The sequence below is a fragment of the Sorangium sp. So ce295 genome (assembly GCF_051527405.1).
GTDB lineage: Bacteria > Myxococcota_A > Polyangia > Polyangiales > Polyangiaceae > Sorangium > Sorangium cellulosum_B.
In genome coordinates this window covers 8,055,306-8,067,518 of the sequence record NZ_CP150324.1, presented here as the reverse complement: position 1 = coordinate 8,067,518, position 12,213 = coordinate 8,055,306, and the positions used below count along the sequence as shown (strand labels likewise).

The 12,213-nt window shown below is 70.7% G+C and carries 9 protein-coding genes; 4 read left to right on the top strand and 5 right to left on the bottom strand.

Translation table 11 applies throughout. From position 1 onward, the window contains the following. Nucleotides 1-29 precede the first annotated feature (29 nt). Together WMF11_RS30430 and WMF11_RS30425 are read left to right on the top strand one after the other, a co-directional pair. Entirely contained in the window at nucleotides 30-1,367 is a 1,338-nt protein-coding gene (locus WMF11_RS30430) for a serpin family protein (RefSeq protein WP_437973197.1), read from the top strand. Nucleotides 1,368-1,837: 470 nt separating this feature from the next. Then, the gene (locus WMF11_RS30425; RefSeq protein ID WP_437973196.1) at nucleotides 1,838-3,436 is read left to right on the top strand and encodes a DUF885 domain-containing protein; all 1,599 of its coding nucleotides are present in this window, start codon (nucleotides 1,838-1,840) and stop codon (nucleotides 3,434-3,436) included. A 16-nt stretch (nucleotides 3,437-3,452) separates the two neighbouring features. Here the strand turns inward: WMF11_RS30425 and WMF11_RS30420 are convergent, their stop codons facing one another. The 5 genes from WMF11_RS30420 to WMF11_RS30400 form a co-directional block, all read right to left on the bottom strand. After that, nucleotides 3,453-4,391 (bottom strand): aldo/keto reductase, encoded by a 939-nt coding sequence (locus WMF11_RS30420; protein ID WP_437973195.1) that lies wholly within the window; start codon nucleotides 4,389-4,391, stop codon nucleotides 3,453-3,455. A gap of 21 nt (nucleotides 4,392-4,412) precedes the next feature. After that, entirely contained in the window at nucleotides 4,413-6,326 is a 1,914-nt protein-coding gene (locus WMF11_RS30415; protein WP_437973194.1) for a RiPP maturation radical SAM C-methyltransferase, read from the bottom strand. A gap of 15 nt (nucleotides 6,327-6,341) precedes the next feature. Next, nucleotides 6,342-7,547 (bottom strand): aKG-HExxH-type peptide beta-hydroxylase, encoded by a 1,206-nt coding sequence (locus tag WMF11_RS30410; protein WP_437973193.1) that lies wholly within the window; start codon nucleotides 7,545-7,547, stop codon nucleotides 6,342-6,344. A 281-nt stretch (nucleotides 7,548-7,828) separates the two neighbouring features. After that, nucleotides 7,829-8,047, bottom strand: a complete 219-nt coding sequence (locus WMF11_RS30405; RefSeq protein ID WP_437542242.1) for a hypothetical protein — start codon at nucleotides 8,045-8,047, stop codon at nucleotides 7,829-7,831. Between the two features lie 315 nt (nucleotides 8,048-8,362). After that, a complete protein-coding gene (locus WMF11_RS30400; RefSeq protein WP_437973192.1) occupies nucleotides 8,363-9,880 on the bottom strand; it encodes a xylulokinase in 1,518 nt (505 codons plus the stop codon). 136 nt (nucleotides 9,881-10,016) lie between these two features. On the opposite strand from WMF11_RS30400, the gene WMF11_RS30395 reads away from it, so the two are divergent. Further along, entirely contained in the window at nucleotides 10,017-11,051 is a 1,035-nt protein-coding gene (locus WMF11_RS30395; RefSeq protein ID WP_437973191.1) for a zinc-dependent alcohol dehydrogenase, read from the top strand. A gap of 158 nt (nucleotides 11,052-11,209) precedes the next feature. Beyond that, nucleotides 11,210-11,968, top strand: a complete 759-nt coding sequence (locus WMF11_RS30390) for an SDR family oxidoreductase (RefSeq protein WP_437973190.1) — start codon at nucleotides 11,210-11,212, stop codon at nucleotides 11,966-11,968. Nucleotides 11,969-12,213: the final 245 nt, after the last annotated feature.

Genomic DNA, 12,213 nt, shown 5'->3' with positions numbered 1-12,213 from the left:
GAACATCAATTGTCTTGGCGACCCTTGTCATGTCGGCTCTCGTGGGGTGCAACTCGAACGATGGAGGCGGCACCGGCGGCGGTGGCTCGGATCAGGGACAGGGCGGCTCGGGCCAGGGCGGGGGCGGGGGCGGCGGGGCCGTCGAGTGCTTCGAGAAGAAGGCTGGCTGCGTGCTGCCGTCGGACGCGGCGCGGATCGAGAGCCCGGTCGTCTCGGAGGAGGATCGGGTGTTGTTGACGCGCAACAACGCGAGCTTCGCGCTCGACCTCGGCCGCGTGCTCCCCAGCGAGAACGGGAACGTCGTCTACTCGCCTTACAGCATCTCGACGGCGCTCGCGATGACGTACGCGGGCGCGCGGACCACCACGGAGCAGGCGATGGCCGCGACGATGCGGTTCGAGCTCCCGCAGGAGCGGCTGCACCCGGCGTTCAACTACGTGGATCTCGAGCTCCACAGGCGCGCCGAGGGCTCGAGCAACGTCGAGGGAGGCGGCTTCCGGCTCCACACGGCCAACGCCATCTGGTCGCAGATCGACCTCCCGCTCGAACAGCCGTTCTTGAAGGTGCTCGGCGAGAGCTACGGGGCGCGCGTGCGGCTCGCCGACTTCGGTGCGCCGGACGAGGCTGAGAGCCTCATCAACGCCTGGGTGAAGGACCAGACGGAGGGCATGATTCCGGAGCTCCTCAAGAAGAACGTGAACCCGGAGACGGTCGTCGTGCTCACCAACGCCATCTACTTCGACGCCGCGTGGCACACGCCGTTCAAAGAGGACGCGACGAAGCCCGGCGCGTTCCAGCGCGGCGACGGCGCGAGCGTCACCGCCCAGATGATGCACGGCACACAGGAGACGCGCTACGGCGCCGGCGACGGCTGGGAAGCGGTGGAGATCCCCTATGCGGGCACCCCTGTCTCGATGTTCCTCGTCCTGCCTGCCGAGGGGAACGCGGACGCGCTGGCGGAGTCGCTCGACGGCGAGGGGCTCGCAACGATCATCGCCTCGACGCAGACGCGGTCGGTCGACATCACGATGCCGAAGTTCTCGTTTGGCACCGGGGCCTCTCTCAAGAAGGCGCTCACGGATCTCGGAATGGGCGCCGCCTTCGGCCCCAGCGCCGACTTCTCGGGGATCCTCGCGGGTGGAGGGCTCCAGATTCAGGACGTCATCCACAAGGCGGTCATCGACGTGGACGAGGCCGGGACCGAGGCCGCGGCGGCGACGGCGGTCCTCATCGGCTCCACGGGATCGGGCTTCTTCCCCGAGCCCGCGCAGATCGTGCTGGATCGGCCGTTCTTCTTCTTCATCAGCGATCTGCACACGGAGGCGCTCCTCTTCGCTGGGCGCGTCAACGATCCGACAGCGCACTGAGGAGACGTGAGGCAGACGGGACCTGGCCCGCGTGGCACCGGAGCCAGGTCCTTCCAACCGTCGTCGGATCGACTGCCCTCGTGAGCACCGTGGCCTCACGCCACGAGCAAGACCATCACTGCCGTGCCGGGCGGCGGATCTTGTGGTGGTCGTGCCTGTAGGTTAGAGTACCTCCCTCGATGCGCCCCCGTGACGTCGCCACGGCCCTGAGGCGGGATCACCGCTCGGAGAGGCTGCTCCAACGATGGGCTCGGCGCGGCGCGATCACGGCCCGGGGGGCTGGGGGGCACCTCGGCGCAGCGCCTGCGGGCGTGTGGCGCGCCTGCCGCGCGCTCGCGGCCTCCACGCTCATCGCAGCCTCCTCCGGGTGCCAGACGCAACCACCCAACGTGGCGGTGACCGTGCCCTCGCCCTCCCCGTCTCAGACCGCTTCATCGCGCCGTGATCGATATGCCCAGGAGCTCCTGCAGGTGATCGGCCAGGCTGCGCCGGAGGAGGTCGGTTACCTGGGCGTGGAGGGCTTCGAGGAGGCCGTCGTCGACGTCGCCGTGTCGTCCGATGAGCGCGACGTGCGGGCGCTCCAGGCCGTCGCCTCGCGCTTCGCGGACGGGCGCAAGGAAGAGCCCGACGCGGACGCCCGCACCGATCTGCTGATCCTCGAGGACGCCGCGAGGAGGATGGCCGAGCGGACCCGGCTCTCCACCCGCGTCATGGTGCGGGTGACCGATGTCGGCCAGACCATCTACCAGGGGCTCGCCCCCCTGCTCGGCGCAGGGGCCCCGCCGGGGCACCGGGCGATCGGTGAGCGCCGCGCGCGGCGGTACCTCGGCGACGGCGCCGTGCCCCTGGTGGACGCGGCGATCGCCCGGATCCGCGAGGACGTCTCCGCGCGCAAGCTGCCGCCGACCCAGCCCGAAGCGCAGCAGCTCCTCGTGAACATCCCCTCGCTCCGCGACGCGATCGTGGCGCTTGCCGGCGAAGCGCGGCTGCCGCAGGCCGAGGCGCTCGGGGCGGCGCTCGACCGCTGGCGGCGCTTCGTCGAGACGGAGCTCCTGCCCACGGCGCGCGACGACTTCCGGCTGCCGCCCGAGCTCTACGCGATGAACCTGCGCGACGCCGGCGTCGACGATGCGCCCGCCGCGCTCGCCGCGCGCGCCCGCGCGGCCTACGACGAGACGATGACGGCCTGGCGCGCGCTCGCGGGCGAGATCGCCGCCGAGCGCCGGCTCGCCGACAGCGACCCGGCGCGCGTGCTCGCGGCGCTCAAGCGCGATCAGCGGACAGGCACCGATCTCCAGGCGCTGTTCGGGCGGCGCATCGCCGAGATCGAGCAGGTGATCCGGAGGGAGCATCTGATGACGCTGCCCGGCCGCCCGCTCCTGTTCCGCGCGGCGACCCCGGCCGAGATCGCGCTCAACCCCTCGCCGACGATCGACACGCAGGGCTTCCTGAAGGGCGAGCGGGACATCGCGGTGCTGATGCCGGGCGCGCCCGCGCCGGGCGCGCCGCCTTATGACGACTTCACCTACGAGGCCGCCGTGTGGCCGCTCCTCGTGCACGAGGGGCGCCCCGGACACGAGATGCAGTTCACGACGGCGATCGCGCGGGGGATGTCGCCGGCGCGCACGCTGTTCGCGTTCAACGCCGCGAACCTCGAGGGCTGGGCGCTCTACTGCGAGGACCTCATGCGGCCGTTCATGCCGAAGGAGAGCCGCTTCGTCGCGCTGCACTACCTCCTCGTGCGGCAGGCGAGGGCGTTCCTCGATCCCTGGCTGCAATCCGGGCGCGTGTCGGTCGCCGAGGCGCGCGACGTGCTCCACGCCCAGCTCGGCACCTCGGAGGCGCTCACGGACGCCGAGATCCAGCGCTACACGTTCCGGTCGCCCGGCCAGGCGACGGCGTACTTCTTCGGCCTCGAGAAGTTCAGGCAGCTCCGGAGCGAGGTCGAGCGCGCGCTCGGGTCGCGCTTCGACCAGGCCCGCTTCCATGACGCCATCCTGCACCAGGGCTTCGCCCCCCTGCCGATCGTGGCAGAGGGGGTGAAGCGAGAGCTGAACGCCGCGCCCTAGCAGGCCCCGGGAGAGCTCAGGCCGCGGTGCTCGCCTCCAGCTCCTGGAAGCTCGGGACCTGGGTCGCCCCGAAGTTCTCCCGTGCTTGCTCGGGGGTCTTGATGCCGACGATGGTCGTGCTGATCGCCGGCTCATCCAGGACGAACCGCAGGGCGGCCTGGCTCAAGCTCACGCCGGGCCGCTCGAGCCGCCGCAGGGCGTTCGCGAGGGCCACGAAGAGCCGCCGGCGCCCCATCGGCCAGTGCCCGCGGTTGTCGCCGGCGCCGTACCGCGTGTCGAGGTCGTGCCGCCCGGAGAGGAAGCCTGCGGCCAGCGGCTCACGCGCGATGAGGCCCATCCCGCGTTGAACGGCCCGATCGAAGATGACCCCGAGAGACGACTCCGGCTCGAGGAGCCCGAACAGGTTGTAGACCAGCTGGAGCGCCTCGGCCCGCTGCCCCTCGATGCACGCCTCGCCTTCCTCCGCGGTGTGTATCGAGACGCCGTAGTGCCGGATCTTGCCGCTCCGCTTCACCTCGTCCAGCGCGTCGAACGCCTCCCCGGACCGGATCAGCTCCACCGGCGGGTTGTGCAGCTGGTAGAGGTCGAGGGTGTCACGGCCGAGCCTGCGGAGGCTGCCGTCGATGGCGGTGACGATGTGCTCCCGCGAGAAATCGAGCACGGTGCGCCCCGTGCTGAAGTTCCCGCCGACCTTGCTCGCGATCACGACGTCGTTCGTCCGCCGCGCCTCGCGGAGCGCGCGCCCCAGCACCTCCTCGCTGTGGCCGTACCCGTAGACATCGGCGGTGTCGAAGAAGGTGCACCCCAGGTCGAGCGCCGTGTGGACGGCGGCGATCGAGGTGGCGTCATCGGTGGGTCCGTAGCTGTTTCCTGTCCTGTGTCCGCCGATGGCGAAGGCCCCGAAGCCCAGCTCGGATACGAACAGATCGGTCGTGCCCAGTCGCTTGATCTTCATTCGCGTATCCTCCTGCGGCCGCTACCAGTTGGGGTTCGACGGGAGCGCCAGGCTGAAGTACTTGTCGTCCTCGCCGAGCATCAGCCGCGCGCGGCAGAACTCGTCCATGGCCTCGCGGACCTCGTCGGCGGAGTACGCGTGCTCCGCCGACAGAGCACGCAGCTGCTCGGCCACCTGGGCCGGCGTCCGGATCGTCTCGGTGCACAGCTCGTAGATGGCGGCGTTGGCGCCGCTCACGCTGTACGTCTTCTGGTGCTCGGGGCCCCGGTTGACGTCGATGAGGATGCCGCTCGTCGTCCGGCGGTACGTCAGCGTGTGCTTCGCGTCGGAGCGCCACGTCTCCCGCCATTGCTCGACATGCGCGTGCGTCGCCGCGTGCGCGGCGGACGCCACCGTGTCACCCATCTCGTAATCGAAGAAGTACGCGGCCTTCATCAGGTCGACGTGCGGCGGATACACGTGGCCGTAGCTGGCCTCCGGGCGCATGTTGCTCACGGGGAAGCTCTTGTCCGTGAAGTGCGGAGAGAAGCGCTCGAGCCAGATCCGGCCGCTGCCGACCGGCGGCTCGAGGTGCGTGATGCACTGCAGCACCTCGAGCTCGCGCTCGTAGTCTTCGACCACCTCGCCCGGGAAGCCCCAGATCAGGTTCCAGTTCACGCCGATGCCGTAGTACATGCACCACTTCAGGCAGCGCACGTTCTGGAGCATCGTGCAGCCCTTGCGCATGAGTTCGAGGATGTGGCTGCTCATGCTCTCGATGCCGGGCTGGACGCGCCGGATGCCGCCGCGGTAGAGCGCCCGTATCTGCTCGCGGGTGAGGTTCGCCTTGACCTCGTAGAAGAAGCAGTAATCCACCTTGGCGCGCTCGATCTCGCCGAAGAAATCCTTGACGTATTTCTGGTCCAGGATGTTGTCGACCGCCATGAACGAGCAGATGCGGTGCTTGCGCGCGAGCACGGAGAGCTCTTCCAGGACGCGCGCCGGGCGCTTGGCCCTGTACGCCATGCCCTGCCCGTTCAGCCCACAGAACGTGCAATGGTGCTTCTGGCCCCACCAGCACCCCCGGGAGCTCTCGTAGGGCAGCGTCCACGTCGACTTGTAATATGGCGACAAACCGAGACGGACGGCGTGCTCGAAATAGGTATCGTAGACGGGTACGGGCAGCTGATCCAGGTCGTGGACCGGCGGCGCCTGGCCTCCGTCCACGAGCCCGAGCCGGGTGCGCGCGATGACGCCGGGGAACCGGAGGTGGGTCTCCTTCCGCGCGAGGGCGAGCAGCAGCTTGGGGAACACCTCGTCGGCTTCGCCCGAGACCACATAGTCGATGCAAGGGAAGGCGCGCGCGTACTCCCGCCCCATCTCGCCTTCCATGTTTGCGCCCCCGAAGACGATGTGGACCTGGGGGTGACGTTCCTTGATGCGGCGCGCGAGCGCGAGCGACGCGACGTTCTGCTGGAACAGGGAGCTGAAGCCGACGATGCGGTACGAGCCCCAATCCACCGCGTCGAGGCAGCGATCGATGAACGCGGGCAGGATCTGCCGGCGCAGCTCCGCGAAGTACGCCCGGCCCTTGCCCAGGGTCTCGACCCACGAGACCTCGCCAGGGAACGCCTCGAGATAGCTCTCCTCGTCGCCCGGCGCGGATTCCCCGAACGCGGCGCGCGCGAAGAGCCACTCGCCGGTCATGTACGAGCGCCGCTCGCAGAGCTGCTCGTAGATCGGCGGGGTGAGCTCGGCCGCGAGGTCCAGGTTGAAATGGTAGAGATCGGCCGTGAACCCGGCCGATCGGGCGATCGCGCCGATGAGCCCGAGCTGGATGGACGGCCGGTCCGCCGACGCGAACGGCATGCATACCAGGGCCACGCGGAAATCGGCCACGTCGCGCGACGGAGCGACGGGCATGTGAGGTTCTCGCACCAGGGGCAGCGACGTCATGCTCAAACCTCCTCGCTAGGCGTGCAGAACGTTGTAGAGCGGCTCCCACAGCGCTCGCCCGAGCGGCGTGAGCGATCGGGCGTTCTTGAGCGGATCCTCGATGGCGCGGAGCTGCTTCGTCAGCGTCTCCTCCCGGCTCGCGAACGCCTCCGAGGTGATGACCCTCTCCGGCACGAGGCCCCGCTCGCGGGCGGTCCGGTAGAACATGAGGACGTTGGCGAAGGCGTGGTACGCCACGACGATGAAGAAGATCGGGCGCTCCTTGTTGCGGAACGGAGAGAAATAGAGGCTCTGGTCGGTCCCGTCGTCGAGGGGACCCAGCCGGGTGATGATGTGCAGATACTGGTGCGTGGCCTCGTGCACCAGCATCTCTGCGAGCGGCCACCGGAAGGGCTGGTCAGAGACGCAGACGACCCCCGGCGAGAACCGCTCGCTGCCGCTGTTGAACGTGGACGGCCTCGCCCGCAGCGGGATGAGGTCCCGCAGCACCCGGTCGACCCACGTCGCGTAGAAGTCGGCCGTCTCTCGGATCAAGTCCACCGCGGCGTCGCAGGTGGCACGCCACGCGTCCGCCGTGCTCACCTCGGCGCGATCGAACTGGTATGCGTCGGCCTGCAGGAGGCGCTCCGCGCCGGACGGCGACAGGGACTGCGCCGTCGACAACGTGAACCGGAAGTCCGGCCGCTGGCACGTGGCGAGGACGTCGACGTCGTCCCCGTCCACGAGCGCCCAGCCGCGCTCGCCGTCGCGTAGAAACGCGGCTGAGCGCCACTCGCCGGCGGCTCTGGTCCGGACGGCGGCATTCTCGGCCGCCGCCGAGACCTGGATGGCCTCGGCCGCCGGCAGCAGCCACCGGCCGAACCGGAGGCGGGCCGGGGCGGGGAGCTCGGCCTCCCACGCGCCCGCGTGGCCGCGCTCGTTCATGCGCAGCGCGAGCGCGCTGGCGCACCGGACCACATCGTCGGCGTGCGAGAGCAGGAGCGCGTGCGCATCCCCGAACGCGAGGTTCCATACCGTGTCGAACCGCTCGTCCTCGCGCGTCAGCCACGCTGTCAGGACCGTCGAGAGCCCCGCGGCATGGCGGTCGAGGTGAGCGCGGTGCCGCTCGAGATACGTCTCCACGACCTGCCGCGCATGACCGACGGCCACGACGTCGAGCACGTCGTCGCCGAGTCCAACCTGGGGACATGAAAAGCCAGAAAAATCCAGTGCTTCACTCATCGCTGGGCCTCCGCTTCTCGCCACCACGCCGTGGTCGGCGTCGCGAGTTGCACAACATCCAGGCGAGTCGTCACGCGCGGCCGGGTCGAGGGGGCATGCCGCACGGGCAGCGGACGCCGCCCCGTGCGCGCATGCGATCGACCGCGCCGTGGCGCTGGGCGGCGGGGATGGCGTTCGGCTCGCGATGCGGTCTACTGGCCATTCCACGGTGTCGCCCTGCGTCGGTGTGACGAATGGTTGCGCGGGTGGGTTCACCGCCCGGGCAAGGCAGCTATCGCGGTCTAGAAGCTGATGCTCTGACCGATGGAGCTGCTGATCGCGACCTTGTCGCCGGGCTTCAGCCCGAGCGTCTCGCCGCTCGCGGCGAGCTCGGCGTTGAGCGCGTTTTTCAGCTGGGACCGGAGCCGCAGCTTGGAGTCGTCCGACAGCGCCGCCCCGGCGCTGGTGACGAGGGTCTGCCCCCTGACAGTCTGAAGCTTGAGATCCTTGGGATCGGCCATTGTGCACCTGTCCTTCTTTGAATCACGTTCCGCTAGCCCGTGTGGGCGTAGCGATGGTGAAGGTACTAAGTCCCAGGAAGAGGTGTCAATCGTGCGAGCCTGTCGGAGTTCACGTGTTCTGGTGGTGCGTTCGTGTCGTGTGCTGAGGTTCGATTTCGATTTCTGTCGGGTGCTCACGCTCCTCGACGGATGGATCAGGGGATCGATTAAAGAATTGATTGAATTTTCATTCGGCCGACGCGTCCACGCAGAGGGTCGGTTCGGTGGGCGACCGGCGCCGCGCCCGGCTTGCGCCAAGAGGAGAGCGAGCCGCGCCTACTCCCTCGTGAAGGCCGAGAGGCGGCGCAGCAGCCCCGAGAGCTGCGGATACATGTCGCGGTAGATCCCCAGCAGCGCCGCGTAGCGCTCCCGGCGCGCGGCATCGGGATGGAACGTCGCCGTGGCGGTCCCGCGCATCGCCCTCGCGGCCGCCTCGATGCTCCCGGCCAGCCCGGCGCCGGCGGCCGCGCACATGGCGGCGCCCAGGCAGGCCGCCTCGACCGTCTCGGACCGCTCGATGGCGACGCCCGTCGCATCGGCCATCACGGCGCACCAGAGGTCGCTCGCGGCCACGCCGCCGACCGCGGCGAACTCCGCGACCTCGACCCCCGCCGCGCCGCGCATCAGGTCCAGCACCAGCGCCTGCTCCAGCGCGACGCCCTCGATCAGGGCGCGGTAGACGTGGCCGCGCCCGTGCGCGTCCGTGAGGCCCAGGATCGCGCCGCGGGCGTCGGGATCCCAGTGGGGGTTCATGGCGCCTTCCCAGTAGGGCAAGAGCAGCAGGCCGCCGCTTCCGGGCGGGAGCGACGCCGCCTCGGCCTCGAGCGCGGCCATCGCGGCCCCGTCGCGCGGATCGACGCCCAGCTGGCGGCGCAGGTACCAGTCCGAGAGCAGCGCGCCGCTGCGCAGGCTGCTCTCCAGCACGTAACCGCGGCCGGAGGCGCTGGTCATGGTCCGCCACGCCGGGTCCTGCCGCGGCTCGGCGCTCCAGACCCCGAAGACCACCGCCGTGCCCAGGTTCAGGTAGGCGCGCCGCGGGTCCAGGGCATCGACGCCGAGCCCGGCCATCTGGCCGTCGCCGCCGCCGGCCAGCACCGGCGTGCCCTCGCGCAGCCCGGTGGCCGCCGCTGCGGCCGCCGACACCGCGCCGAGCGGCGCGCCGGGAGGGAGCGCCTCCGGCAGCCGGTCGGGCGTGATGCCGGCGGCGGCGCAGAGCTCCTCGGACCAGCGGCGCGCGCCGATGTCGAAGAGCGCGAGCGGGTCGGCGCTCGCCCAGCTGGTGCGGGCGCGCCCGGTCAGCGCCTGCACGAGGTACGCCTGCACGTCGCAGAAGAGGGCCGTGCGGCGATGGGTCTCCGGCTCCTCGCTGGCCAGCCAGGCGATCTTGGGCAGCGCCGGGCCGAAGTCCGCGGCCTTGCCGGACAGCGCCCGCAGGCGGTCTTGCCCGATGCGGTCGATCACGGCGCCGAGGTGCCCGCGCGCGCGGCCGTCCAGCCAGAGCATGGCGGGGCGGAGCGGCTCGCCGTCGGGACCGAGGCAGGCGAAGGTCTCGCGCTGGTGCGCGATCGCGAGGCCCGCGATGCGGCCCGGGTCCACCGCGGCGGTGACGCCGGCGACCGCCTGGCACAGGGCAGCCCACCAGTCCCGGGGATCCTGCTCGAACCGGTCAGGAGCCGGCCGGGCCAGCGAGAGCGGCGCCCGGCCGGCGGCGTGCAAGCGCCCCTGGACGTCGAAGGCCGCCGCCTTGGCGGCGGTGGTGCTCAGGTCGATGCCGAGGACGAGGTCGGCCGGCATGGCGCCTTCAGCGACCCGGAACGCAGGATTGACAAGCGATCACGGGCGCAGACTACAGTAGGGAATCGCGCCGGCACAATCGTCCAGCGCGGCGCCGCCGGGGAGCCGGCGGAGCCTTGAAAGGGAGACTGGAACAGTGCGCGCAACGTTCATTCACGGCATCCGCGATGTCCGGCTCGGCGAGGTCGAACCTCCGCGGCCGCGCGAGGGCATGGTGACGATCCAGGTCGCGGGCTGCGGGATCTGCGGCAGCGATCTCCACTATTACCTGGAGGGCGGGATCGGCGCGGCGCAGGTCCGGGACCCCTTCGTGCCAGGGCACGAGTTCGCCGGCTGGGTCGTCGACGACCACCCGGCGCTCGGCCTGTCGAGGGGGCAGCTGGTCGCCGTCGACCCCGCGCACGCCTGCGGCCGCTGCGAGTGGTGCCACCGCGGCCACGTGAACCTGTGCCCGCACGTGGAGTTCCTTGGCGCGCCGCCGCTCCACGGCGGCATGGCGGAGCGGCTTGCGGTGCGCCCCGACCAGGTCGTGCCGGTCCCCCGCGGCTTCTCGGTGCGAAAGGCCGTGATGCTGGAGCCGCTGGGCGTCGCCGTCCATGCGATCGACCTGGCGCGGCCCCACCTGCAGGAGACGGTGGCGGTGCTGGGGTGCGGGCCGATCGCCCTCTGCCTGGTCCAGCTCGCGCGCCTGGCCGGCGTCGCGCGCGTCTTCGCGATCGACCCCGTCGCGTACCGGGCCGAGGCCGCGCGCCGGCTGGGCGCGCACGACGCTGCGCCGACGTTCGCGGCCATCGCGGAGTGGACGGGCGGCCGCGGCGTCGATCTCGTGATCGAGGCGACGAACTCGCCCGAGGGCTTCCACCACGCGGCCGAGGCCGCGCGCATCGGCGGGCGGATCCTGCTGGCGGGCATCCCCGAGGGCGATCGCTACGCGCTGCCGGCGGCGCTGTGCCGCCGCAAGGGGCTGAAGATCAAGTTCTCCCGGCGCATGGGGCACGTCTACCCGCGGGCGATCCGCCTGGTCGCCGAGGGGGCGGTGGACGTCGAGTCCATCGTCACCCACCGGTTCGATCTGTCCGAGGCCGAGAAGGGCTTCCGCCTGCAGGCGGATTGCCAGGACGGGGCGCTGAAGTCGATCATCGTTCCGGGCGAAGGCGATACGCCGTTCTGAGCGGGGTCGTCGCGCGGGATCTCCAGGCGAGGCAGCGCGGCTGTCGTTTTTCCTTTGCCCCATGTCACACGAGCTAGACCCGCTTCGTCATCGAGGGCGAGCGCGGGGTCGCAGGAGCAAGGCGCCGGTCGCTCGCGTGACGGACAAGGGAGAAAGACATGAAGATCGTGGTTATCGGTGGAACCGGCCTGATCGGGACGAAGCTCGTGCGCAGGCTCCGCCAGCAGGGCCATGAGGTCGTCGCGGCGTCGCCTTCCACGGGCGTCAACTGCCTCACGGGCGAGGGGCTCGCCGGGGCGCTCGCGGGAGCCGAGGTCGTGGTCGACGTGGCGAACGCGCCGTCGTTCGAGGACAAGGCGGTCCTCGACTTCTTCGAGACCTCGGGCCGCAACCTGCTCGCCGCCGAGGCCGCCGCGGGCGTCAAACACCATGTGGCGCTCTCGGTGGTCGGCACCGATCGAATGCTCGGCAGCGGCTATTTTCGCGCGAAGATGGCGCAGGAGGCGCTGATCGAGGCCTCCGGGATCCCCTACACCCTCCTGCGGGCCACGCAGTTCTTCGAGTTCATGGACGGCATCGCGCGCTCCAGCGCCGACGCCGAGCGGGTCCGCCTCTCGTCGGCGCACCTGCAGCCGATCGCGTCCGAGGACGTCGCCGAGGCCCTGGCCGATGTCACGCTCGGGGCGCCCGTGAACGGCATCCTCGAGGTGGCCGGCCCCGAGAGGCGCCCGCTCGCCGAGTTCGTCGGCAAGTACCTGAGCGCCAAGAAGGACCGCCGCGAGGTGATCGCCGACGCGGAGGCGCCCTATTTTGGTCTCCGGATCGACGATCGGTCGCTCACCCCCGGCGACGGAGCGCGCGTCATGCCGACGCGCTTCGACGACTGGCTCGCCCTGTCGCTGGCCGGCGCGGGGTGAGAGCTGTCGATCGTGGCCGGCGAGGGCGCGGCGGCTCGAGCCGTCGGCGGTATCGCGGTACCGGGGGGCGAGCGCGCTCTTGACACGAGCGTGAGCCGTGCCGTTCCCTGGACGCATGTGCTCCCGACACCATGTGTCGCGCCATGGATCGAAAGACGACCGCGGGCGCGCGGGTCCGTGAGGCTCGATCCCCCGAGGCCATGAGCGATCGAGGATGCGCAGGAGGTCCCATGCGCGCGTATTGC

What these genes read in the sequence shown, in the direction of transcription:
- WMF11_RS30410 (WP_437973193.1), bottom strand. Translation starts at nt 7,547, where the DNA reads ATGAGTGAAGCACTGGATTTTTCTGGCTTTTCATGTCCCCAGGTTGGA.
- WMF11_RS30400 (WP_437973192.1), bottom strand. Translation starts at nt 9,880, where the DNA reads ATGCCGGCCGACCTCGTCCTCGGCATCGACCTGAGCACCACCGCCGCC.
- WMF11_RS30390 (WP_437973190.1), top strand. Translation starts at nt 11,210, where the DNA reads ATGAAGATCGTGGTTATCGGTGGAACCGGCCTGATCGGGACGAAGCTC.
- WMF11_RS30430 (WP_437973197.1), top strand. Translation starts at nt 30, where the DNA reads ATGTCGGCTCTCGTGGGGTGCAACTCGAACGATGGAGGCGGCACCGGC.
- WMF11_RS30415 (WP_437973194.1), bottom strand. Translation starts at nt 6,326, where the DNA reads ATGACGTCGCTGCCCCTGGTGCGAGAACCTCACATGCCCGTCGCTCCG.
- WMF11_RS30420 (WP_437973195.1), bottom strand. Translation starts at nt 4,391, where the DNA reads ATGAAGATCAAGCGACTGGGCACGACCGATCTGTTCGTATCCGAGCTG.
- WMF11_RS30405 (WP_437542242.1), bottom strand. Translation starts at nt 8,047, where the DNA reads ATGGCCGATCCCAAGGATCTCAAGCTTCAGACTGTCAGGGGGCAGACC.